Annotated in this window: 19 protein-coding genes and 1 riboswitch; of the genes, 12 read left to right on the top strand and 7 right to left on the bottom strand. The window is 63.5% G+C overall.

Annotated elements, in window-relative coordinates:
- Positions 1 to 53 precede the first annotated feature (53 nt).
- Positions 54 to 575 (top strand): hypothetical protein, encoded by a 522-nt coding sequence (locus E0473_RS10215; protein WP_137680740.1) that lies wholly within the window; start codon positions 54 to 56, stop codon positions 573 to 575.
- A 90-nt stretch (positions 576 to 665) separates the two neighbouring features.
- Positions 666 to 1,328, top strand: a complete 663-nt coding sequence (locus tag E0473_RS10220; protein ID WP_137680741.1) for a TetR/AcrR family transcriptional regulator — start codon at positions 666 to 668, stop codon at positions 1,326 to 1,328.
- A gap of 39 nt (positions 1,329 to 1,367) precedes the next feature.
- Here E0473_RS10220 and gyrB read toward each other — a convergent pair whose 3' ends face one another.
- Positions 1,368 to 3,890: a DNA topoisomerase (ATP-hydrolyzing) subunit B gene (gene gyrB, locus E0473_RS10225; RefSeq protein WP_137680742.1), complete on the bottom strand. Its 2,523-nt coding sequence runs from the start codon at positions 3,888 to 3,890 to the stop codon at positions 1,368 to 1,370.
- Positions 3,891 to 3,999: 109 nt separating this feature from the next.
- Between gyrB and E0473_RS10230 the strand changes: the two genes are divergently transcribed.
- Entirely contained in the window at positions 4,000 to 4,698 is a 699-nt protein-coding gene (locus E0473_RS10230) for a ZIP family metal transporter (RefSeq protein WP_137680743.1), read from the top strand.
- Between the two features lie 471 nt (positions 4,699 to 5,169).
- Here E0473_RS10230 and E0473_RS10235 read toward each other — a convergent pair whose 3' ends face one another.
- Entirely contained in the window at positions 5,170 to 5,472 is a 303-nt protein-coding gene (locus E0473_RS10235; protein WP_137680744.1) for a UrcA family protein, read from the bottom strand.
- A gap of 188 nt (positions 5,473 to 5,660) precedes the next feature.
- On the opposite strand from E0473_RS10235, the gene guaA reads away from it, so the two are divergent.
- Positions 5,661 to 7,235, top strand: a complete 1,575-nt coding sequence (guaA, locus tag E0473_RS10240; protein WP_137680930.1) for a glutamine-hydrolyzing GMP synthase — start codon at positions 5,661 to 5,663, stop codon at positions 7,233 to 7,235.
- A 55-nt stretch (positions 7,236 to 7,290) separates the two neighbouring features.
- Here guaA and E0473_RS10245 read toward each other — a convergent pair whose 3' ends face one another.
- Both E0473_RS10245 and E0473_RS10250 read right to left on the bottom strand, forming a co-directional pair.
- The gene (locus tag E0473_RS10245; protein WP_137680745.1) at positions 7,291 to 8,142 is read right to left on the bottom strand and encodes a DMT family transporter; all 852 of its coding nucleotides are present in this window, start codon (positions 8,140 to 8,142) and stop codon (positions 7,291 to 7,293) included.
- Between the two features lie 114 nt (positions 8,143 to 8,256).
- Positions 8,257 to 10,146 (bottom strand): TonB-dependent receptor plug domain-containing protein, encoded by a 1,890-nt coding sequence (locus E0473_RS10250; RefSeq protein ID WP_241657440.1) that lies wholly within the window; start codon positions 10,144 to 10,146, stop codon positions 8,257 to 8,259.
- 97 nt (positions 10,147 to 10,243) lie between these two features.
- Positions 10,244 to 10,430: riboswitch (cobalamin riboswitch) on the bottom strand.
- A gap of 132 nt (positions 10,431 to 10,562) precedes the next feature.
- Between E0473_RS10250 and E0473_RS10255 the strand changes: the two genes are divergently transcribed.
- Both E0473_RS10255 and E0473_RS10260 read left to right on the top strand, forming a co-directional pair.
- Positions 10,563 to 11,294 carry an endonuclease III domain-containing protein gene (locus E0473_RS10255; protein ID WP_137680746.1) on the top strand — a complete coding sequence of 244 codons (732 nt, stop codon included), beginning with the start codon at positions 10,563 to 10,565 and terminating at the stop codon, positions 11,292 to 11,294.
- A 160-nt stretch (positions 11,295 to 11,454) separates the two neighbouring features.
- Positions 11,455 to 12,156 carry an HAD-IIA family hydrolase gene (locus E0473_RS10260; RefSeq protein ID WP_137680747.1) on the top strand — a complete coding sequence of 234 codons (702 nt, stop codon included), beginning with the start codon at positions 11,455 to 11,457 and terminating at the stop codon, positions 12,154 to 12,156.
- Here E0473_RS10260 and E0473_RS10265 read toward each other — a convergent pair.
- Complete coding sequence (locus E0473_RS10265) at positions 12,153 to 13,037, bottom strand: MurR/RpiR family transcriptional regulator (RefSeq protein WP_137680748.1); 885 nt, start codon at positions 13,035 to 13,037, stop codon at positions 12,153 to 12,155. The two genes, E0473_RS10260 and E0473_RS10265, sit on opposite strands and share 4 nt — an antisense overlap.
- Before the next feature lie 329 nt (positions 13,038 to 13,366).
- Here E0473_RS10265 and E0473_RS10270 point away from each other — a divergent pair, with 329 nt between their 5' ends.
- From E0473_RS10270 to E0473_RS10295, 6 genes are all read left to right on the top strand, one after another.
- Positions 13,367 to 16,012, top strand: coding sequence for a TonB-dependent receptor plug domain-containing protein (locus E0473_RS10270; RefSeq protein WP_137680749.1), 2,646 nt, complete (start codon positions 13,367 to 13,369; stop codon positions 16,010 to 16,012).
- Positions 16,013 to 16,163: 151 nt separating this feature from the next.
- Positions 16,164 to 17,090: a phosphate/phosphite/phosphonate ABC transporter substrate-binding protein gene (locus E0473_RS10275; RefSeq protein WP_241657441.1), complete on the top strand. Its 927-nt coding sequence runs from the start codon at positions 16,164 to 16,166 to the stop codon at positions 17,088 to 17,090.
- 1 nt (position 17,091) lies between these two features.
- The gene (locus tag E0473_RS10280) at positions 17,092 to 17,886 is read left to right on the top strand and encodes a phosphonate ABC transporter ATP-binding protein (RefSeq protein ID WP_241657442.1); all 795 of its coding nucleotides are present in this window, start codon (positions 17,092 to 17,094) and stop codon (positions 17,884 to 17,886) included.
- Positions 17,883 to 18,896 carry a phosphonate ABC transporter, permease protein PhnE gene (gene phnE, locus E0473_RS10285; protein WP_137680750.1) on the top strand — a complete coding sequence of 338 codons (1,014 nt, stop codon included), beginning with the start codon at positions 17,883 to 17,885 and terminating at the stop codon, positions 18,894 to 18,896. Before E0473_RS10280 ends, phnE begins: the two co-directional genes overlap by 4 nt.
- A 33-nt stretch (positions 18,897 to 18,929) precedes the next feature.
- Entirely contained in the window at positions 18,930 to 21,029 is a 2,100-nt protein-coding gene (locus tag E0473_RS10290; protein WP_137680751.1) for a phosphocholine-specific phospholipase C, read from the top strand.
- Positions 21,030 to 21,181: 152 nt separating this feature from the next.
- Positions 21,182 to 21,592, top strand: a complete 411-nt coding sequence (locus E0473_RS10295; protein WP_137680752.1) for a hypothetical protein — start codon at positions 21,182 to 21,184, stop codon at positions 21,590 to 21,592.
- A 104-nt stretch (positions 21,593 to 21,696) separates the two neighbouring features.
- Here E0473_RS10295 and E0473_RS10300 read toward each other — a convergent pair whose 3' ends face one another.
- The gene (locus E0473_RS10300; RefSeq protein ID WP_137680753.1) at positions 21,697 to 22,101 is read right to left on the bottom strand and encodes a hypothetical protein; all 405 of its coding nucleotides are present in this window, start codon (positions 22,099 to 22,101) and stop codon (positions 21,697 to 21,699) included.
- Positions 22,102 to 22,219: 118 nt separating this feature from the next.
- Positions 22,220 to 22,447: a zinc-finger domain-containing protein gene (locus E0473_RS10305; RefSeq protein ID WP_137680754.1), complete on the bottom strand. Its 228-nt coding sequence runs from the start codon at positions 22,445 to 22,447 to the stop codon at positions 22,220 to 22,222.
- Between the last annotated feature and the right edge of the window lie 85 nt (positions 22,448 to 22,532).

A 22,532-nucleotide genomic window follows, 5' to 3' on the forward strand; every position in this document is an offset into this window, starting at 1 on the left:
CGCTCGGAACCCGGCGCTGCGAATGCCCGTTGCTTCAGCGAAAGGAGACACAGATGCACAGATTCGCTCTCGCCTTGGTGGCCTCCCTTGCGCTGGTCAGCGCCTGCGGCGGCGAAGAGCCGATGCAAGACCGTCCCCAGAAAGCCGGGTTGAGCGAACTGGCCATCAAACAGCCCGCTCCCGGGCAAATGCCGTCTCCCAGTGCAGAGGGTGTTGACAGTGTCAACTTCTCCGGAACCTATACGTTCATCGATCTTGATGGCTCACGCTCCACACTTACGCTCGACAAGGATGCAGGTACCTACGAATATGTCAGCCCGGATGGGTCGAGTTCGGGCAAATATCGCAGGCTCGACGCCAGCCGCATCGCGATTGCGGACCTCAAAGGCAGCGTGGGCTACTTCTCTATCGCTCCGGGTGCGGTCTATCGCCTGTCAGGGCCAAGCAGCCCGTTCGACGAGCTTGATCCTGCCCGGATGTATCGCCGTTCGGACTATGCGGTAGAAGCCGGGCCCGGCGTGGCGACATCGCCGGTCGATACGTCGGAAAGTCCGGTTGAAAGTCGTGGCCGATAAGAGATGCGGGCGGGTGGTTTTGGCAGAATACCAAGTGAAATTGCCCAGGACCTCTTGGCAACACGCGGCGCTGGCCTATAGGTGCCCGGCATGACCACAAGCGCTAGCGGGACGGCCGATGGGCGGGCCAAGGTCGGCCAACAGAGACGCGCGAAAACACGTGCGGCGATCATTGCTGCCGCCTTCGATAAATTCGGCGACGAGAACGGCCTATTTGTCAGCATAGAAGAAATCGTCGAGGCGGCGGGCGTGACTCGCGCGACTTTCTACAACCATTTTGCCGGCATGGTCGAACTGCGTGAGGCGCTGGCGCAAGAGGTCACGCATGACTTCCTGAAGGCCGTGACCGAAGCCCTAAACAGGGTACCCGATTCGCGCCAGCGCGCGGCGGCGGGCGTGCGGTTTTACTTGCATCGTGCACGCCGTGATCCGCGTTGGGGCTGGTCGATGCTGAACATGAGTGCCTCTGGCCAGATGTTCGGCGCCGAGACCTATCTGCGTGCACAAGGAACGATTGGCAGGGGTATCAAGGAAGGTGTGTTTTCCCTTCCGTCGAGCGAAATTGGGCGGGACATCCTGCTGGGGACCACGCTGGCCGCGTTGAGCTCCATGATGCGCGACAATCTGCCGGAAGACTATCCAGAAACCATTGCCGGCTTTGCGCTATGCGGCCTCGGCGTGGAGCACGAGGATGCCTATCGGTTTGCCCACATGCCGCTGCCGCCGATCCGCGAGGTGCAACAGGGCGGCTGACCGCACCGTTGCAAACCAAGTCGATCGCAAAGGCCAGGCTTAAACGTCGAGATTGGCGACGTTCAGCGCATTGTCCTGAATGAACTCGCGGCGCGGCTCGACCACGTCGCCCATCAGGCGGGTGAAGATCTCGTCGGTCACGTCCGCGTCCTCGACCTTCACTTGCAGCAGCTCGCGGTTTTCCGGGTCGAGCGTGGTCTCCCACAGCTGTTCGGCGTTCATCTCGCCAAGACCCTTGTAGCGGCTGATCGCGAGGCCCTTGCGACCCGAGGCGAGAACCGCCTCAAGCAGCTGCGACGGGCGTGTGATCAGGCCATCGGCGGAAGCGGCGGGGGCTTCGCTCTCCTCGCCCGCATCGTCGTCCACCGCTTCCGGCTCGGCCACCTGCCCGGCGCGTACCAGCCGCGAGGGGGTGGCATAGGCTTCGGCCTGCGCCACGCCGCGCGTGTGCAGTTTGCGGGCCTCGGCGCTGTCGAGGAAGCGTTCCTCGATCAGGTGCACGTCGGTGACGCCGCGCCAGACGCGGTTGAAGCGCACATCGCCGTTGTCGGTTACGCTGGCGCTCCATTCGGCTTCGGGATCGCCGGTCTGTAACCACGCCGCGGCGCGCGCCAGCACGGCATCGCGCGCGGAAGGCGCAAGGCCCGGTTCTAGCGCGCCAGCCAGCGCCATCACCTCGATCACGGCCGAGTTATACTTGCGCGGGGCGAAACCGATCAGGTTCTTCAGGTGCAGCGCCTGCTCGACGAGGTCGGCAAGATCCCCGCCCGATCGCGCCCCGCCACTGGTTTCCAGCACCCGGTCCTGCAGGCCGTTGCTGACCAGATAGCGATCGAGCGAACCCTGATCCTTGAGGTAGACTTCGCTGCGGCCCTTGGCGACCTTGAACAACGGCGGCTGGGCGATGAACAGGTGTCCGGCCTTGATAATCTCGGGCATCTGGCGATGGAAGAAGGTGAGCAGCAGCGTGCGGATATGTGCGCCGTCGACGTCGGCGTCGGTCATGATCACGATCTTGTGATAGCGCAGCTTTTCAAGGTTAAACTCGTCGCGCAGGCCTGTGCCCATGGCCTGAATCAGCGTGCCGACTTCCTTCGACGAGATGATCCGATCGAACCGGGCGCGTTCCACGTTCAGGATCTTGCCGCGCAGCGGAAGGATCGCCTGATACTTCGAATCGCGCCCGGACTTGGCCGAGCCACCGGCCGAATCACCCTCGACCAGGAACAGTTCGGCCTTGCTGGCGTCACGTTCGCGGCAGTCGGACAGCTTGCCGGGCAGGCTGGCGACGCTCATCGCGCCCTTGCGGCTCATCTCGCGGGCGCGCTTGGCGGCCTCGCGCGCGGCGGCGGCGTCGATGATCTTCTGGATGATCTGCTTGGCGTCGGCGGGGTTTTCCTCCAGCCACTCGGTCATCTTCTCGCCCATCAGGCCTTCGAGCGGCTGACGCACCTCGGAGGAGACCAGCTTGTCCTTGGTCTGGCTGGAGAACTTGGGGTCGGGCAGCTTAACGCTGACGATCGCGCTCAGCCCCTCGCGCATGTCTTCGCCAGTGAGGGAGACCTTCTCCTTCTTCATCAGCCCGGCGGCAGTGGCATAGTTGTTGAGCGTACGGGTCAGCGCGGCGCGGAAGGCGGCGAGGTGGGTGCCGCCATCGCGCTGGGGGATGTTGTTGGTGAAGCAGAGGACGTTTTCGTAATAGCTGTCGTTCCACTGCAGCGCGACATCGATCCCGATCCCGTCCTTGTCAGCCGAGACGGCGATAGGTTCGGCCACCAGCGGCTGCTTGTTGCGGTCGAGATACTTCACGAAGGCGGCGATCCCGCCCTCGTAATACAGGTCGTGCTCGTTCACCTCCTCGTGACGCTTGTCGCGCAATTTGATGCGCACGCCCGAATTGAGAAAGGCCAGCTCACGGTAACGGTGTTCGAGCTTGTCGAAATCGAACTCGTTCACGTTCTTGAAGGTATCGGTGCTGGCGAGGAAGGTGACGCGCGTGCCCTTCTTGAGGCCATTGGCATCGCCGTTCGATTCGACCGGCGGCGCATCGCCCACGACGCGCAAGGATTCCACCGCATCGCCATGCTCGAAGCGCATCCAGTGCTCCTTGCCGTCGCGCCAGATGGTGAGTTCGAGCCATTCGCTGAGCGCGTTGACCACCGAGACGCCCACGCCGTGCAGGCCCCCCGACACCTTGTAGGCGTTGTCATCCGAGGTGTTCTCGAACTTCCCGCCCGCATGCAGCTGGGTCATGATGACCTCGGCGGCGGAAACGCCTTCTCCCTTGTGCATGTCGACCGGGATGCCGCGACCGTTGTCTTCCACCGCAACGGAGCCATCGGGGTTAAGCTCGATCAGAACGAGATCGCAGTGGCCGGCCAGCGCCTCGTCAATGGCGTTATCGGACACTTCGAACACCATATGGTGCAGGCCCGACCCGTCGTCGGTATCGCCGATATACATGCCTGGCCGCTTGCGGACCGCATCGAGCCCCTTGAGGACCTTGATCGAATCGGCACCGTATTCGCCCTGGCGGGGGGCGTTCCCATTGTTCTCGCTCATGGCCATTATATAGGCGCGGCGGGCGCGTTTCCCAAGCGTAACCGCTCTCTAGCGGCCCGCTTTTCCACTGCCTGTGGCACCCATTGCCCGGATGGAGCGTTGTCGCGGCATGACAATGACGCTGATCGTGGTGCTGGTCGTCTCCGGCGCGCTCGTTCTGGGCGCCGTCTGGGGGCTATACTGGCCCCTCCCCGGGAAGGTTCAGGGCTTTCTGGTTGCGCTGGCAGGCGGGGCTCTGCTCCTCTCGGTGGTGACCGAACTGATCGAACCCTCGATGGAGAGCTCAACGCTCTTGGTCAGCTCGCTTGGCGTAGCGCTCGGAGCGATCGTGTTCTCTGGTGTGGACTACCTGATTGATGAACACTGGGGGCCAAGCAAGGGCGGCGGACTGCTGGCAGCGATTACGCTCGATGGCATTCCTGAGAATCTGGCGCTGGGCGTGGCGCTGATCGGGGCAACGCCCATCGAGGTCGCGGCGCTGGCGGGATCGATCCTGCTTTCCAACCTGCCCGAAGCCGCTGGCGGTGCGCGTCAGATGCGCGAAAGCGGTATTGCGCATAGGCAAGCGCTTTTGCTGTGGGTGGGAACCGCCGCGCTGCTCTCGGCGGCGGCCATCGCGGGCAACCTGCTGCTGGGCGGTGCGGACCAGCATCAGCTCGCCTTCATTCGCTGCGTGGCGGCAGGTGCAGTTGTGGCTAGTCTTGCCACCGAAGTTTTCCCGGAGGCATTTAAAGATGACCATCACTGGGCGGGGGTAGCGACGATGCTGGGCCTGTTGCTGGCGCTGGGGTTGGGCGAGCTTGGCTAACTAGCTACCCCAAAAAGCAAATGGCCGCCTCCCCGATGCGGGAAGGCGGCCAATCGCCATCTGGATGCTCCTTAGGGAGAGGAGAGATCAGAACATCCAAGCGGCGGGATAAGGGCTGCGCGCCAGGCTATCGAAGTAGGCGTTGAAAATACGGATCATCAGAGCTTTCATCGAAGGTCTCCTGAAAAGGGAAGAGAGGGCTGGCGCGGCGCGGACGGGATCAGGCGAGGACGCTGGTGAACAGCGTGCCGCTGATCGCCACCGCGGCGAGCGTGGTGAACATGATCTGGGCGAAATGACGCATTGTAGTGCTCCTGCATTGCCGGGGTCTTGTTGATCGCCCCTTGGCTTGAGCCGCATATGTGCGCCGCAACATTATTGTGCAAATGCGAAAAATTCGGCATCTGTTGCGTATTATGCAACAAAGGGGGAAAGTTGCGTTTTAGTCCCTAAGCCCTTTGTAATAAACGATTAACGAAGCGAGAGCTGCGTTCCCCTGACCTCGTTCGCGGCCAGTTGTGCAACAGCCTGCGCGCGCGCTTCGCTCAGGCATTCGGCATAGAGGCGCTGGCCCTTCAGGTCGCGGATGAAGGGTTTTTCGCAGGCCTGCTCGGCAGCAATCTCGATCCGGCGCTCGTCGCTCAACGGGGCGTGGTCCGGGCGGTCCAGCTCGTATGTGCGCTCGCCAACGACCATCACGAAGGCCGACTGAGCCTGAGCCGTCGACGAAACAGCAAGAGTGGCAAGCACTGCGAGAGTAGTTAGTTTTTTCATGGCGTTATCTCCTTGATAAGGTTGCAAACGCCTTTGACAGGTCCATCCCTTAGACTGTCTGCGTATTGTGCGGGTGCGAACAAATCATCGCAATTGCAAAAAATCGGATCAGTGTTGCGGGAACCGCGCGGTGTATGATGAAGCCTCACGCGCTGGACAGCGGCGCGCCTGCTTCCTATCGGCACATCATGACGGCACATATCCTCCCCGATTCCATCCTTATCGTCGATTTCGGCAGCCAGGTGACCCAGCTGATCGCGCGCCGCGTGCGCGAGGCGGGCGTCTATTGCGAGATCGCGCCTTTCACGCTCGCCGAAGAGGCCTTCTCCCGGATGCAGCCCAAGGGCATCATCCTCTCGGGCAGCCCCGCCGGCGTGCCCGAAGAGGGCAGCCCGCGCGCGCCGATGATGCTGTTCGAGGCGGGCGTGCCGATCCTCGGCATCTGCTATGGCCAGCAGGTGATGAGCAAGCAGCTCGGCGGCGAAGTGCGGCCCGGCCACGAGGTCGGCGATGGCGGCGAGTTCGGCCGCGCCTATCTCACCGTGACGAAGGACTGCGCGCTGTTCGATGGCCTGTGGGCGGAGGGTGAACGCCATCAGGTGTGGATGAGCCACGGCGACACCGTCACGCGCTTTGCTCCCGGTTTCGAGATCGTCGCCGTATCGGATGGCGCGCCCTTCGCGGTGATCGCCGACGAGGCGCGCAAGTTCTACGGCACCCAGTTCCACCCCGAGGTCGTCCATACCCCTGACGGCGGCAAGCTGCTGGCGAACTTCGTGCACAAGGTCTGCGGCCTTGCCGGCGACTGGACCATGGCCGCCTATCGCGACACCAAGGTGGCCGAAATCCGCCAGCAGGTCGGTGATGGCAAGGTGATCTGCGGCCTGTCGGGCGGGGTTGATAGCTCGGTGGCCGCAATCCTCATCCACGAGGCGATCGGCGACCAGCTGACCTGCGTGTTCGTCGATCACGGCCTGTTGCGGCTGAACGAGCGCGAGCAGGTCGAGACGCTGTTCCGCGACCATTACAATATCCCGCTGGTGGTGGTCGATGCCGAGGCCCGGTTCATGGCCGGGCTCGACGGTGTCACCGACCCGGAAAAGAAGCGCAAGTTCATCGGCGCGGAGTTCATCGCCGTGTTCGAGGAAGAGGCCAACCGGATCGGCGGCGCCGATTTCCTCGCGCAAGGGACGCTCTATCCCGACGTGATCGAGAGCGTCAGCTTCACCGGCGGCCCCTCGGTGACGATCAAGAGCCACCACAACGTGGGCGGCTTGCCCGAGCGGATGAACATGAAGCTTGTCGAGCCGCTGCGCGAATTGTTCAAGGACGAGGTGCGCGAGCTGGGCCGCGAGCTGGGCCTCAACGACCAGTTCGTGGGCCGCCATCCGTTCCCCGGCCCGGGCCTTGCAATCCGCATCCCCGGCGAGGTGACGAAGGAGCGCTGCGATATCCTGCGCAAGGCCGACGCGATCTATCTCGACGAGATTCGCAAGGCGGGGCTTTATGACGCGATCTGGCAGGCCTTTGCCGTGCTGCTGCCGGTCAAGACGGTGGGCGTGATGGGCGATCACCGGACCTACGATTCGGTTTGCGGCCTGCGCGCGGTGACCAGCACCGATGGTATGACCGCCGATGTCTATCCGTTCGATGCCGCCTTCCTGACCAATTGCGCCACGCGGATCGTCAACGAGGTGCAGGGCATCAACCGCGTGGTCTACGACTATACCTCGAAGCCGCCCGGCACGATCGAGTGGGAATGATCCGGGTCGCGTAAGAAGAGCGCGGGCCTATACGACCGGGTGGCGTCGTCCGCTTCTAGGCCGATCGGCCCAATCGGGTCATTATAACGCCTGCCAGAACGATAGCGGTGGAGGCCACTTTCGCCAGGCTGAGCCGTTCCTTGAGCACGAACACGCCAATCAGCAGCGCGAAGATGATCGACGTTTCGCGCAGGGCCGTGACCAGCGCGATCGGCGCTTGCGTAAACGACCAGACCACCAGCGCATAGGCAGCGTAGGACGCCCCGCCTCCAAACAGGGTCAGCCGCAGTCCCTCTGTCGGTATCCGCCGCAGGACCGAAGGCCGGGCAACCGCGGCGATGGCACAGAACGCCAAGGCATTCCCGATGGCCAGCCAGCCATAATAGCCCAGCGCCGTGCCCGCTTGCCGCGCACCGAGGCCATCGATCAGGGAATAGGAGGCGATGAAGCATCCGGTGATAATCGCCAGCACCGCCGACTTGCGATCATGCAGCCCGTCGCGTGTCCCAACCACCGCAATCGACATAATCCCCAGGCCGATCACCGCCACCGCTATCAGCTCTATGGGTTCGAGGCTCACGCCCAGAAGACTAACGGAAACCAAGGCGACGATGAGCGGCGCGCTGCCGCGTGCGAGCGGGTAGACCTGCGTCAGATCGCCCGAGCTATAGGAAGCCATCAGGAAGAACTGGTAGCCAAGATGCAGGCCTGCCCCGGCAAGGATCAGCATGAAGCTGGATGGATCGGGCGCTGGCACGAAAAAGAGCGTCGGTATGGCGAAAATCGCTTGGCCGATCACCACGGCTGCCGTGCCGAGATACTTGTCCTGCCCGCCCTTCAGCATGGCGTTCCACGCTGCGTGAAGTCCGGCCGCCAGAATAACTACGAAGAAAACGCCCATGCTCATGGCCTGGCGCTATAGCAGCGAGGGCGAGCGTGGCTATTGCGGCTGGCCGTGTTTCAGCACAGCTTCTCCGTTGAAGCGGCAGGCGCGCCAGAAGCAGCGCGCCTGATCCGCCAGCTAATAGCGAAGCTGAATACCTGCGAAGACCGAGCGCGGTTCGGTCCCGTAGCCATAGGCCGTCTCGTAGGTGGCATCCAGGGCGTTTTCGAGGCGCAGGAAGATGTCGTATTGCTCTACCACCTGCCAGCGCGCGCGCAGATCGAGCAGGCTGTAACCATCGATCGATCCGTTGGGCGCCACCGGATCGGTCGAGTCGCTCGCTATGCGCAAGGTGGTGCCGAGCGACAGACCCATACGCCAGGTCTTGTCGAGCGAGAGATTGACGGCATGGACCGGGCGGCGGGGCAGGCGGGCCTCATCGGCGCCGCTCGAAAGGTTGCGCGCGTCAAGCAGGCTGTAGGCAAGCGCGAGGTCCAGCCCGTCGCCCGGCGCGAAGGCCAGCTCGGCCTCCACTCCGCGAGAGCGTGTGCGAGCAATGTTAGTGTAGCGGTAGGTCGTCATGTCGTAGTCGATCTGATCACGCGTGAGGCGCGTGAACGCCGACAGGGAAACCCTACCGCGCCCATCGGCGAAGCTGCGGTCGACCCCCGCATCGAAACTGGTCGAGCGTTCGGGGGCGAGCGCACCATTGCCGCTGTAGCTGTCATAGAGCTGGTAAAGCGACGGCGTTCTGAAGCCTTCTCCGAAAGCCACGCGAAGGCGGGTGAGGCCGTCGCCCAGGCCATAGTTTGCGTTGGCGCCAAAGGTGGTGATGCCGCCAAATGCGCTGTGCTCGTCATAGCGGACCCCGCCCGTCAGGCTCAGGCGCTGGACGGGTTTCAGCGTCATCATACCGAACACGCTGTCGGTCTCGGCGCTATGAGTCTCGTCGGAACCGAAGCCGAAGAAGCGATATTCGGGCGCATCGTGGCCATAGCCGAACACCGCGTGCCCGATTCCCCCCAGCGCGAGCTTGCCCTTGTACTCGAAGCGCAGCGTTTCGCCGCGATAGCCGAAATTCACCGGCGCATCGGGCGCGGAGCGATAGTCGCGCCGGTTGGTGAGGTAGGTGAGGGCAAGCCGGCTGGTCAGCTTGCCGCCGAAGCTTTTCGCCTCAAGCCCGCCATACAGGGTTTCCTGCCCGAACGCGCTGACATCGGCGCTGTCGGCAGGGGTGCCGAAGAAGTTGTCGTAGTCGAGCTTGGAATCGATGGCATAGCCGCGCAGGTCCACCGCTACGGCATCGCTCAGCGGCACCTGGGCGCGGGCATGGGCGGTCCAGTTGCGCAGGCCGTCGCGCTCGCTGGCGCCGAAGCGTTCGGCAGCGCTGCTGATACCGGCGGTGCTGAGCCCCGTAATCCCGGCGTCGAGCCGCAGGTCTCCATCGCGGTAGCCGAGGTCGGCAATACCCTGGACCGTCTCGGCAGAACCGCCCTCGGCCATTGCGCGCAAGCTCAAGCCATTCGGGGCGGCGGGATCGCTCGTCGACAGGTCGATCACACCGCCGATGGCCTCCGAGCCATAAGCGATGGCATTGGCTCCGCGCATCACCTCAATCCGGCGGATACTGCCGAGCAGGAGATTGCCGAAGTCGACCGCACCGCCCGTGCTGGAGGGATCGTTGATCCGCACGCCATCAAGCAGAACCAGCGTCTGCCCGGTTGCCGCGCCGCGCAGCGAAACGCCGGTCACCGAACCGCGGCTGCCATTGCGGTTAACCCGCACCGAGGGGACTTGTTGCAGCGCCGAGGCCACACTTCGGGCCTGGCGCTGTTCGAGCGTGCTCGCGTCGATCACGCTCACGGCCTGGCCGCTATCGGTGCGATCCTGTTCGAAGCCGGTGGCGGTCACCACGATAGAGACCGGATCGCTCGCCTGGGCCGATGCCCCGTATGGAACAAGACCAAGCGCCAGGACCGACGCTCCGCAAATCACTTCCCTGTTCACCACTGTATACCCTTCGCGCACGAGGATGCATCCGGCAATAAGCCGGTTGCGCTTGCCCCTTGTTCATGTCGTCACGCGGGGGTTTCGGCCCCGATCGCCCGGTAACTCCCGACCGGCGAAAGACAGACGGCCAAGGGCAGGTCTCCTGGCTTGCGGATCATCGCTGCGGCGCCGCCTTCCCATCTTGCGACAGTGGCATGTTGGCGCCGGGCTACCCGGTCACAGTTGCGGGAACAGCGCCGGCCTTGCACCGGACTTCCCTTTTGCTCCCCGCCGAAGCGGGAACCCATGGCGTGGCGTCTTGAGCAGAAACCCGCCCGGCTGGTCCAGTGCTTTTGCGGTGAGAGAGAAAAACTGTTTGCACGCGGCACCATTTTGCCTCGGTATCGATTGCATCAGGGGCGCTTCTCTGATCATGATCCGATAATTCTTGAAAGATGACCCAGCTCCCCCTCGGCCTCGATCCGCGTACCGAAACGCTGCGCCGCCTTCAGCCGCTGCTGGTGCAGCGGTTCGGGCATATTCAGCGCGCGGCGGCGGCGTGGAGGGCTCCGGAATGGGTGCTGGTCCAGGGTGTGATCGGAGCGCGAACCAAGTCCGAAGTTTCGAATGCGGCGACCGACCGCCTGCTGAAGCGCTACGGCAGTTGGGAAAGCGTTGCCAATGCGCCGGTGGCGCAATTGCAGGACGAGCTTTCCACCCAGACCTATCCCAATATTGCCGCAGAGCGGCTGAAAGCCTCGCTCACCGATCTTATCGCGCGGCGCGGCTCGGTAGACCTGTCGCATCTTGAGGGCATGGCCACGCAGGAGGCGATGGACTGGCTTGAACAGCTGCCCGGTGTGGGGCGCAAGATCGCCGCCGGGGTGATGAACGCCTCTACGCTCGACCGCCCGGTGCTGGTGCTCGACAGCCATCACCGCCGCATCCTCCAGCGCATGGAGCTCGTTCCGGCGAAGGCGGATACGGCGCGCGCCTATGCTGCGATCATGCCCGCCATGCCGCCCGAATGGAGCGCCGCCGACTATGACGAGCACCACCTGCTGATGAAGAAGGTCGGACAGACCTGGTGCCGCCCGGCACGGACCGACTGCGCGAACTGCGTAGCGCAATTGCTGTGCGAGATGGGGAAGCGCGAGAAGGACACCGAGGCAGTGCCTACTAGCTGAAACCCTCATTCTAAAAATGAGTGAAATTCAACATAATCGTCATAATTTGTGAATACTCTGGCCACTTGTTCGTGTGGAGAGAGTTACTTTGTCGGAACGTGCATCAGCGTCTATCGGCCGCCAGCAACGCCGAGCGCTCGATACAGCCAAGGGCATCCTGATGGATTGGGACGGATGTATCGCAATCGGAAACGAGGTTCTGCCGCTAGCCAGGCTGCTGATCTCGCAACATGCGGAACGGGTCGCGATCGTCTCGAACAATTCGACCCATCTCCCGACCGATTTCGAGAAGGTGCTGGCGGAGCATGGCCTTGCCATTCCGCAGGACCGTATCTTCCTCGCCGGGGCCGAAACCATCCGGGCGATTGCTGAAGAAGATGCGCGTGTGCTGCTACTCTCTGCGCCCAGAATGATGGACTATGCGCGCGGGTTTGGCATCACACTGGTGCAGCGCGATGTCGATTTGGTGGTGCTGATGCGCGACGCGACTTTCAGCTACGCCAAGCTCGATCTCGCGGCCAATGCAATCAGAAGCGGTGCAAGGCTGATCGTTGCCAATACCGACATGACTCACCCGGGGCCGCAAGGGCGGGTCGTCCCGGAAACCGGCGCGCTGCTCGCCGCCTTGCAGGCCTGCGCAGGTGAAGATCAGCCAGATCTCCGGCTGATCGGCAAGCCCGGCCCCTTCCTGTTCGAGCGCGCCTGCGCAGTGCTTGGCCTCGCGCCCCCAGAAGCGGTGATGATCGGCGACAACCCCGCCACCGATGGCAAGGGGGCGGAGAATGCCGGTATTCAGTCTATCATGATCGGCGGCAATTCGCCTCTCGGGCTGGAGGATCTGATCGCCTGGCCGGAGGGCTAGAAGCGCTTGATGGAAAGCACGTCGAAAGTCTTCTTGAGCGTTTCGGTCGAGCGATCGTAGTCGGCCAGCGCCAGTGCCGCGATCAGCGCATCAACCACGCACAACTGCGCGATTCGGCTGGTCATCGCCTCGGTTCGGAACCGCGTTTCGCGCGCCATGGTAAACAATAGCACGTCGGCATGGGCCTGGATCGGCGAGCGCGCGAAATTGGTGACGACGATGGTCTTCGCCCCCGCTTCTCGGGCAAGGCGCGTGGCGGCCACCGTTTCATGCGTGGCGCCGCTATGCGAAATGGTGAGCACCGCCACATCCGGATCGCACCGAGAGGCGCTGATGGCCTGAACGTGGCTATCGGTGACGGCGCGCACATCGAGACCGATGCGCAGCATCCGGTATTGCGTGTCCTCCGCAATCGGGGCCGAAGAGCCGATCCCGTAGACCTCGACCCGCTTGGCCGCGCGAACCACCTCGACGGCGCGCGTGAGCGATGTGGGATCAAGCACCGAAAGTGTGTCGCGCAGCGCTTGCATGCCCGAATGGAACACCTTGCGGCAGATCGTCTCCGCATCGTCCTCGCGGTCAAGATCCTCGTGAATGAACTGGACCGGCTGGACCGTCTCCTGCGCGAGGCTGAGCTTCATCTGCTGGAAGCCGGAGAGGCCGATGCTGCGGCAGAAATTGATTACGCTGCCTTCGCTCACCTCGGTCGCCTCGGCCAGTTCGGTGACCGACATGCCGACCACATCCTCGGGCCGTTCGAGAATGAAGCGGGCGATGCGTTGGGCGCTTTTCGCCATGCCGGGCTGGGCAATTCGAATCCGGCCCAGCGCATTATCCACCGGGCGAATCCCGTTCTGCCCTTTTTGTGCCTTGCGGGTCATCGTGCCTCCTCTTGAGGGTTGGCGCACCATGTGGGCTCACATCGGAAAACGCCAGTATTGAGTTTTCTTCAGTCGCACATCTGGCGCGCCAAGCGCGCCAAATTCCGACGTTTCGGCGGCTATGCGCTCAATGTGAAGTATATATGACGCATTTTATTCAGTCCTAAAACTGAGCAAATTTCACTTTCCTGTCACATCGAATCGTTAGCGAGCCCGGCAGCAGCAGCCGAGGGCTCGGTTTCGCAGCGGCTAGTTCCCGCTGCGCCGAGAGTGGCCTTGGTTCGTGCTTGTTGGGGTTTTCGTCCTTGGTCACCCGAAGGAGGGGTAAGATGCACGTTCGCCGTTCAATCCGATTGCTCGTGGTAGCATCGTCCTTGTCGTGTTCATCGCTGGCGCTGGCGCAAGCTGGCCAATCAACGCAGCCCGAGGCCGACCAGCCTGCGCAAAATGATTACGACAGTGACAATGTGGTTATCGTCGAAGGGCAACGCGTTAGGATCGACCAGACCGAACTCGCGGCCGACTTCGTGGATTTCGGCACGCAGGTGCAGATCATCTCCGATGACGAGATCGACACAGGCGGATTCACCAACTTCGGCGAACTGGCCGCCGGGCTGATCCGCGGCGCGAACATCGGTTATTCACCTGACGAAGGTGAGTTCACGATCCGTATCGACGGCGGCACCGACCGCGACACGCTGCTGCTGGTCGACGGTGTTCCTTACTTCGACCGCTCATCGCCTTCGGAAACGATCTGGCCGGCCACGGCAATCGATCCGCGCATGATCGACAATGTCGAAGTATTCCGCGGCGGGCAGAGCCTTTATTTCGGGTCCAACGGCGGCTTGGGCGTGGTTTCGGTCAATTCGAAGGAGCCTGATGGCCGCTTCGAAGGCGAGATCGGCGTCTATGGCGGCTCGTTCAAAACCCGCGAGATCTACGGCAACGTCTCGGTGCCGCTGCCCATCGGCGAAGAGGGCGAACATTCGATCATGGTGTTCGGCCGCTCTTACGAGACGGATTCGAATATCCTGTTCGATCGCGACGCCTTTGCCGATACCCTGCTGGAGCTGGGCGGTTTCCGCGAGTATCCATACAGTTACAACAACCTCGGCGCGAAGTACCTCTGGCAGATCGATCCCGATACCGAGTTTCGGGCAGCCTTCCAGCTCGCCAGTGTGGATTTCGAGGATACCTTCCCCAACTCCACGCCCTATGCCCCGAACAAGACCGAGTTTCCGATCTTCAATGCCAGCTTCAAGAGCCAGCTGAACGACCGGGCGCGGCTGGTGGTGGAAGGTCACTATCAGGCACCCAAGCTGCGCAACACCGAACTGGACCCGCTCGTTTGCTCGATCCCGCGCGTGCAGGATCTGCCCGCCGGCGTGCGCGGCAGTGCCCCTGCCGGCGGTTTCGCCACGGCGGCTGACTACGAGGCTTTCGCCGCCGCCAACGACTTGCCCGCTGGCTGCGTAACCAACCCGCAGTTCAATTTCGGGCGCGCCAACGTGGAGGCTCAGGAAGGCATCTACGTCAATCCGGAAACGGGCGAGATTTACGGCACGCTCGACAACCCGTTCCCGATCGGAAACCCGATGGGGTTTGTGACGCAGTCGGTGGCAAACTTCGGCAGCGGCGCGCCTTTCAAGGGCATCGGCGAGGGCGATCAGTACACCTCCAGCTATGTCGATTACGGCATAAACGGTCGGCTGACCTATCGCTGGAACGACTGGTTCGAAACGGTGGTGGGCGTCCAGAACACCAGCTACCACGACAACTCCGATGAGATCTTCGGCGTTCGCGACGTGACGCTCAGCTCGACCGGCGTTTATGGCGATCTGCGCTTCACGTTGCCGCTGCTTGAAGGCTTCAACGCATCGATTGCGGGCCGCCACGATTTCAATAACAATTTCTCAAACGAGACCCTGTGGAAAGTGGGCCTGCGGCAGGAACTGCCCGGCGGCTTCTACCTGCGCGGCAACGGCGGCACGTCGTACAGCCTGCCCACGATCAACGAACTGGGCGCATTTGGCGCCAGCGCCAACCTCAATCCCGGCCTCCAACCGCAGGAGGTCGAGAGCTACAGCGTGGGTGCCGGTATCAACGGCCATATCGGCGACGGCACCTTCAACATCGAAGTCGGCTACTACGATACCGAGATCACCAACCTGTTCTCCAATCGTGCGGTCGAGGCGGTCTGCCTTGAATATGCCAACGATGTGCGGCCCGATGGTGAGCTGAGCCGCGACGTGATCGAGGCGAACCGCAGCCTGATTGTGCCGCCCGACGCATTCTGCGCCACGGCGGCAGCGGCCGACCTGTCGGGTGACCAGACCGTTGCGGTAAACCAACTGTCGTCGCAGGACATCAAGGGCTGGACCGTCGACATGGCGCTCGATCTTGACCTCGTGCAGTTCGACATCTCCTTCACCAAGAGCGAATCGCTCGAACCTAACCCCGTCTACGGAGTGGCGGCGCGCCTTGATGGCACCACCACCAATCTGGACTTCGTGGTGCCGGGGCCGGCCGGGAACAACGAGTTCCGCCAGTCGGCCGAGCGCCCGGAATGGGCGCTCTCTGGCCTGATCACGCTGACGCCGAGCGACCGCTGGGTCTTCGCGCTCAACCCGCGCTATCAGGGCCCCGAGTGGGCCTATGCCGGGACTTCGGCCGCACGTCTGGTCGATGCCAATGGCGAGCGGGTGCTGCGCGACGTCAACTTCGGCGAGTACTTCGTGCTCAACGGCTCGATCCAGTATTACATGGGCGAAGAGAAGCAGCACCGCTTCATGGTCCGCCTCGTGAACATCCTCGACGAAGATTACTTCGAACGCGCGTCAGGTGGATCGGACCTGCGCATCTCACGCGCTGCGGTGCGCGGCGAGATCGGCCCGGAAGATAGCGCTTACTACCGCCAGTACGGCTGGAACGGCAAGCCGCGCTCGATCTGGGTGCAATACGAATACAACTTCTGAACCGAGTGAGGAGCGCCTGCCATGCGGGCGCTCCTCGTGCCTGCTGGCGTTTCCGAATGCCTAGCGCGGGCGCTTCATCGGCACGTCACGGGAATGGCCTAGTCGATCCGGGCGCTGTCTTCGGGCCGCGTTTGCAAGGAGGAAAGGCATCATGCTGATAAACCGGATCGGGCTGCTCGCGCTTGCCATGCTGGCCTCGCTCACGGCCTGCTCAGACGCGGGGCCGGCGGCGGACGAGGCAGAGACATTGCAGGTCCTGTTGATTCCTGCCGACGGCGGGACCGAAGACGGCACCAAAGCCGATTACGAACCCCTGTTTGCGGCCGTCGGCAAAGCGACCGGTCTGCGCTTCGAACTGAAGGTCGCGCAGGCCTATGGGGCCGTGGTGGAGGCCATGTGCAACGGCAGTGCCGACATCGCCTTCGTCGGCCCGGTCACCTATCTGCAGGCAAAGGAGCGCGGCTGCGCCGAGCTGCTCGCAGTAGCGGTCGAGGAGGGCCAGTCGGTCTACTATGCGGGTCTATTCGCACGCGCGGATTCCCCAGTGCAGAAGCTTGACGATCTGCGCGGGCGCAGCGTGGCTTTTGGCGACGTCAACTCCACGTCCTCCTTCGTCTATCCGGTGGCGATGCTGCTGAAAGGCGGGCTGGACCCGGTCAAGGATCTCGGCGCGCTGCGGCTGACCGGGACCCATGCCAACAGCCTGGCGGCGCTGACCGAAGGCCGCGTGGATGCCGCCGCGCTTTCTCTCGATTCTTACGAGAAAGCGGTGCGTGCCGGTGTGCCGGGCGCGCGCGATGTGCGGGTGATCGCCCGCAGTCAGCCCATTCCTTACCCGCCGCTGGCGATGAACACCCGCCTCGCGCCGGAGCTGAAGAGCGAGCTGCGCGGCGCCTTCCACAACGTCGCCAGTTCACCCGAGGTGCGCCCCGAAATGATCCGCGGCTATGGGGGCAAGCAGGTCGATGGCTACGATGCCGAATTCCCGCCAGAGAACTTCGACAGCGCCGCGCGCGAAATGGCGCTGCTGAGCGACGATCTGCGCGGCGAAATCCTCAAGAAATCGGCGGAGCACTGAGATGGCGGGCGCGATGGACATCCGCTTCAACCAGCTGCGCAAGACCTGGGCCGATGGCACCCATGCACTCGACGGGATCGACCTGACCGTGCCTGCAGGGCAATTCTGTGTGCTGCTCGGCCATTCGGGCGCGGGCAAGTCTACCTTGCTGCGCTGTGTCAACGGGTTGGAGGTGCCGAGCGACGGCGCGGTTTCCATCGGCGGTCGACCTGTCGACAAGGCCTCGCTGTCCAAGCTGCGCCGCCGGATCGCCATGGTCCATCAGCACTTCGGGCTGGTGCCAAGGGCGAGCGGGGCGGCAAATGTGATGGCGGGGGCGGTTCCGCTGCTGCCGCTGTGGCGGATCATGAGCGGTATCTATCCCTCCGCGCTCAAGCGCCGGACCTGCGAACTGCTGCGGGCGGTGGGGCTGGAAGAGTCCCACCTGGACCGCCGCGCGGAGCAGCTTTCGGGCGGGCAGCAGCAGCGGCTGGGGCTGGCCCGCGCCTTCATGGCCGATCCGGCGATCATTCTGGCCGACGAGCCTGTTGCCAGCCTCGACCCCGAGATCAGCCGCGATGTGCTGTCGCTGTTGCGCGAGCAGGCGAAAGAGCGCGGCGCCACTGTCCTGTGCAGCCTGCATCAGGTCGAGCTGGCGCGCGAATTTGCCGACCGGATCGTGGCGCTTCAGCGTGGCCGGATCGTGTTTGACGGCGCGCCCCGAGATCTGCGCAACGGTGATCTGGCCACGATCTACACCCGCCGCGAGACGCCTGCGCCGCGTGTCGTGCCCTTGGCGTTGAGGAAGACGGGATGAGCGCGAGCGCTTCCTCGGCCGCCAGCTCCGGCTGGACCTATCCCCAGCCTTTCGGCCCGCGTGCGGTGCTGGTGGTACTTGGTGTGCTGGCGCTGCTGTTCTATTCGGGTGAGCGGGTGCAGGTTGGTCGGCTCGTCTCGCTGACCAGCCATTCCGTGCTCGCCGATCTGGGTCTCACCGACGAGGATCAGGGTACAACGGGCCTTGGTGAAGTTGTTGCCCGGTTGTTTCCGTTGCAGGTTTCCGACCGGCAGGAGGTCTCGCGGATCGAGGGCTTCGACCCCGATCATCTGCCACCGTTCGCCCATATCGAGACCGAGCGAATAAACGAGCAGGCGCTCGATCCCGAAACACTCGAACTCGAAGACCATAGTGTCGAGCGAACCTATCTCGTGCGCCCCTTCGGCTATCTCCAACACGTCGCCGCAAAGATGGTCGAGACGCTGGAGATCGCGCTATGGGGCACGCTGATCGCGGTGCTGCTCGGCCTGCCGCTGGCCTTGTTGAGCGCAAGCAACATCACGCCTTCGCCGTTGGTGCGCTTTGTGTCGCGGTCGGCGGTGAGCGTGATGCGCGCGACACCCGAACTGATCAGCGCGCTGTTCCTTGTCCTCGTCTACGGCTTTGGCCCTATCGCGGGCTACGTTGCGCTCGGCCTGCACGGGGCGGGCGCGCTGGGGCGCTTCTTTGCCGACGAGACCGAACATGCCGACTGGCGACCACAGGAGGCGCTGGCTGCCATCGGGGCTAGGCGGCTCGCCATCTGGCGGCTGGCCGTGCTGCCGCAGGTCATGCCGCATCACATCGGAAGCACGCTCTACGTGCTCGACCGCAATGTGCGGATGGCCACCGTGATCGGGCTCGTGGGGGCGGGCGGCATCGGGCAGGAGCTGAAGGGCCGCTACGACATGTACGATTATGGCCATGTCGGCACGATCCTGCTCGCCACTTTCATCGTCGTCCTGCTGCTTGACCGTCTGTCGCAGCGTCTGCGCCGTCATTTCCTGTGAAGCTCCATCCCCCAAGCCTAGGAGACTGTCCCCGTGCCGAAGAACAACAGGCGTGATTTCCTCAAGACCGCTGCCGTCCTTGGCGCCGCAGCCTCCCTGCCGACCAGCATAGACCGTGCGCTCGCTTTGCCCGCACGGCGGGTCACCGGCACGATCAAGGATGTGAAGCACATCGTCGTGCTGATGCAGGAGAACCGCTCCTTCGATCACTACTTTGGCACAATGCGCGGCGTGCGCGGCTTCGGCGACCGCCATACCGTGCCGCTGCCCGATGGCCGTACGGTATGGGAGCAATCGAACGGTTCGCGGATCATGCCTCCCTTCTGGCTCGACACCGCGCATACCAACGGCATGAAGGTTCCCGGCACGCCGCACAGCTTTAGCGATGCACAGGCGGCTTGGAATCAGGGCAGCTTCGGGCTCTGGCCCAAGTTCAAGACCAACTATTCGATGGGCTATTTCAAGCGCGACGACATCCCGTTCCAGTTCGCGCTGGCTGAGGCCTTCACGCTGTGCGACGCCTATCACTGCACGGTCACATCGGGCACCGATCCCAACCGCGTTGCCTTCTGGTCAGGCTCTCAGTTCGATCCGGCGTTGCGCGCGCAAGGCATCAATTGCCGGGATGACCGCTCGGAGCCGAACAACCTGCGCTGCTGGGTCAAGGGCGCCTTGCCCGAGCCGGGCTATACCTATGCCGCCAACGCGCTCGAATGGCCGACCATTCCCGAAGTGCTGGAACAGAACGGCATCGAATGGCGCATCTATCAGGACCCGAACAACAACTGGACCGGGGCGATGCACGGCGGACTCGCCTTCGCGGGCTTCCGCAATGCGCAGCCGGGCGAACCGCTCTATGAGCGCGGAATGCGACACTGGTCGCTGGAACAGCTCGCCCGCGATGTGGAGAACGACACCTTGCCGGCCGTGTCGTGGGTGCTGCCGCCGCGCGAATGGTCGGAACACCCCTCCGCCTCATCGCCCATCGAGGGCGCCGAGTTCACCGCCCGCGTGCTCGAAGCGCTGACAGCCAATCCCGATGTCTGGGGCAGCACCGCTTTCTTCCAGACCTTCGACGAGAATGACGGTCTGTTTGACCATGTGCCGCCGCCCGCCCCGCCGTCTCTCGAAAAGGATGGCACTCCGGCCGGCAAGGCCACGTTTGCGCTGGCGGGACACTACTTCGACGATCACAAGGACGAATATACCTTCCCCGAGGACGATGCGACCGGCACGACGCGCCCGTGGGCGCTGGGGCCGCGCGTGCCGATGTATGTTGTCTCGCCGTGGAGCAAGGGCGGCTGGGTCAACAGCGAGGTGTTCGATCATACCTCGCTTGGCCAGTTCCTCGAAAAGCGGTTCGACATCACGATTCCGGCAATCAGCCCCTGGCACCGTGCGATCTGCGGCGATCTCACCTCGTGTTTCGATTTCGGGCTGGAAGCGGACCGCGACTTTCCTCCATTGCCCGATACCGCCGGATCGCAGGTGGCGCTGGCGGCGCATCTCGAGCGGCCCAAGGCCTTGCCGCCGCGCGCGCCGGAAGAGCTGTTCCAGGAGCCTGGCCTGCGCCGCTCGCGCGCATTGCCTTACATGCTGCATGTCGATGCCCGGGGCGGGGCTGACGCGATTACGCTCGATTTCGTCAACGAAGGCGCGGCGGGCGTGAACTTCCACGTCTATGACCGCAGGCACCTTGACCGGCTGCCGCGCCGCTATGCGGTGGAAGCCGGGCAGAGCCTGAGTGACAGCTGGCAGCCCGGCGAAGATGGCGCGTTCGACCTGCTGGTGCTTGGCCCTAACGGCTTCATGCGCGCCTTTACCGGCACCGATGCCCGCGCGCTTCCGGCGGTGAAGGCGCGCTACGTCCCGCGCGGCAAAAGCTTGCTTCTGTCGCTGGCTGCGCCGGAGGATAGCCCGGCGAAGATCACGCTCACGCAAGACCTCTATCGTCCAGGCGAACCTCGGCAGCTGAGCGCCGCGTCGGGCGAGACGGCGCAGCTGAGCTGGCCTGCCGAAGAAAGCCACGGGTGGTACGACTTCGTGCTGACCTGCGGCAACAGCGCGATTCACTTCGCCGGACGGGTGGAAGACGGCAGCGACAGCTACAGCGATCCTTTACTGACCCGGTGATCCGACTGCGTGCGGCCCCTCCCCGGGCCGCAGAGCAGCGACTGGCAGATGGAGCATCGGCATTCGGCTTGCAGAGGCCGCAATCAGCAGCTAACACTTGCGAGTGATTCGCAATAAGCGACATGAGGTATTAGCGCAGAAAGGACAGACCGATGAGCCGCCAGTTCCCGCCGCCGAGACTCGATGATTCCTTGCATCGGACATTGCTGGTCGAAGCGGCGCGGTGTTGGCGCAATGCGCGCGACGAAGGCGAGCCGCCGCAGCCTTTTCTGTTCACCATTCTGGCCTCTCATAGATGCGAGATGCTGGCCCCTGTGTTCGACAGCCTGATGCATCTGTGCGAAAGTGCGCTAGGGCGCGCATTGGTGGTCGGCCGGTCGGTCGAGCTTTCGGGAGACGAGCATCTGTTGCTGGGGCTGGTCGATGGATCGAAGCCGCGCCGCGTTTGTATCGATTGTGCTGCAGGTCCGGCCACCGCGCTCGATTGTGCCATCTGCTCGACGCGCATCATGATGGCTTGCGTCCCTTGTCCTCGGCCTGATCCAACCGTCGCGAACCGCTGAGGCATGGCACATCCTCGCGGATCTGCCCTAAACTGCGCAAAAAAAGCCCGCCTCGCGCTTGGCGCGGGCGGGCCTTTTCTTGGGGACGATATCCCGCCGGGCTATCAGCCCTCGTTTTCGGGCCGGGTGTAGGGAACGAAGTCCTCAAGGAACAGCGCGCCCGTGAAGGAGCCGGTCGAACGGTCGACGGTGCGCATCACATCCTGCCGGCACAGCTGGCTGCCCATACGTTCGATGATCGGAATGTCGTCGAAGCGCAGCTGGTTGGGGCTGCTGGTGCGCGCCACCCATATGGTGTCGCCCTGCTCGTAAACGAGGCCAATCCGCTCGACCACTTCGAGCCTGTTGTTGTTGAATACGGTGATGCAGCTTTCCGGTTCACCCGCGGTGCGGCCTTCGAGGCGTTCGGCAAGACGGGCTTCCGCCCGTTCGGACGGCGTTTCTGCGGAGACCGGCGCCGCGCCAAGCGCCAGCGTGGAGGCGGCTGCAAGTGCGATAAGGGTCTTCATGATGCTCTCCTGTGCTTATGGCTCTACCATCTCATAGACGGAATGAACGTGCCATGACCTCAGAACGGTCAGGAGAGTTTTTTCGGGCTGTCGCCACCGGCCGCAGGCGAATAGCCCGTCAGGCAGCGGCCCCGGTCACGGTGCCCTCGTCGGCAGCGCCGCCGGCCAGAACGAAGCGCCGGTCGCAATAGCCGCAATCGACATAGCCTTTTTCGTCGATTTCCATCCACACGCGCGGGTGGCCGAGCGAGGCGGGGCGATAGTTTTCGCCGCCGCGAATGTCGCCAGCGCCATCGCACCAGACGCGGTGGGTGTCGACGATGGTGGTTTCAGGTGCGCTATCCATGCTGGCCGCTCTACTGCGGAGCGGGCGGATTCGCAATATGCTCGGTGTGCTGCCCCTTGCCTCTGGCCGGGCGAACGCGCATTGG

It is taken from the genome of Aurantiacibacter suaedae (genome assembly GCF_005434915.1).
Taxonomy (GTDB): domain Bacteria; phylum Pseudomonadota; class Alphaproteobacteria; order Sphingomonadales; family Sphingomonadaceae; genus Alteraurantiacibacter; species Alteraurantiacibacter suaedae.

Bases quoted from the DNA above. Each gene is read 5' to 3' on its own strand.
- E0473_RS10245 (WP_137680745.1), bottom strand. From the start codon at position 8,142: ATGAGCATGGGCGTTTTCTTCGTAGTTATTCTGGCGGCCGGACTTCAC.
- E0473_RS10235 (WP_137680744.1), bottom strand. From the start codon at position 5,472: ATGAAAAAACTAACTACTCTCGCAGTGCTTGCCACTCTTGCTGTTTCG.
- gyrB (WP_137680742.1), bottom strand. From the start codon at position 3,890: ATGAGCGAGAACAATGGGAACGCCCCCCGCCAGGGCGAATACGGTGCC.
- E0473_RS10265 (WP_137680748.1), bottom strand. From the start codon at position 13,037: ATGACCCGCAAGGCACAAAAAGGGCAGAACGGGATTCGCCCGGTGGAT.
- E0473_RS10275 (WP_241657441.1), top strand. From the start codon at position 16,164: ATGCTGATAAACCGGATCGGGCTGCTCGCGCTTGCCATGCTGGCCTCG.
- phnE (WP_137680750.1), top strand. From the start codon at position 17,883: ATGAGCGCGAGCGCTTCCTCGGCCGCCAGCTCCGGCTGGACCTATCCC.
- E0473_RS10295 (WP_137680752.1), top strand. From the start codon at position 21,182: ATGAGCCGCCAGTTCCCGCCGCCGAGACTCGATGATTCCTTGCATCGG.
- E0473_RS10215 (WP_137680740.1), top strand. From the start codon at position 54: ATGCACAGATTCGCTCTCGCCTTGGTGGCCTCCCTTGCGCTGGTCAGC.
- E0473_RS10300 (WP_137680753.1), bottom strand. From the start codon at position 22,101: ATGAAGACCCTTATCGCACTTGCAGCCGCCTCCACGCTGGCGCTTGGC.
- E0473_RS10220 (WP_137680741.1), top strand. From the start codon at position 666: ATGACCACAAGCGCTAGCGGGACGGCCGATGGGCGGGCCAAGGTCGGC.
- E0473_RS10255 (WP_137680746.1), top strand. From the start codon at position 10,563: ATGACCCAGCTCCCCCTCGGCCTCGATCCGCGTACCGAAACGCTGCGC.
- E0473_RS10270 (WP_137680749.1), top strand. From the start codon at position 13,367: ATGCACGTTCGCCGTTCAATCCGATTGCTCGTGGTAGCATCGTCCTTG.
- E0473_RS10230 (WP_137680743.1), top strand. From the start codon at position 4,000: ATGACAATGACGCTGATCGTGGTGCTGGTCGTCTCCGGCGCGCTCGTT.
- E0473_RS10260 (WP_137680747.1), top strand. From the start codon at position 11,455: ATGGATTGGGACGGATGTATCGCAATCGGAAACGAGGTTCTGCCGCTA.
- guaA (WP_137680930.1), top strand. From the start codon at position 5,661: ATGACGGCACATATCCTCCCCGATTCCATCCTTATCGTCGATTTCGGC.
- E0473_RS10305 (WP_137680754.1), bottom strand. From the start codon at position 22,447: ATGGATAGCGCACCTGAAACCACCATCGTCGACACCCACCGCGTCTGG.
- E0473_RS10280 (WP_241657442.1), top strand. From the start codon at position 17,092: ATGGCGGGCGCGATGGACATCCGCTTCAACCAGCTGCGCAAGACCTGG.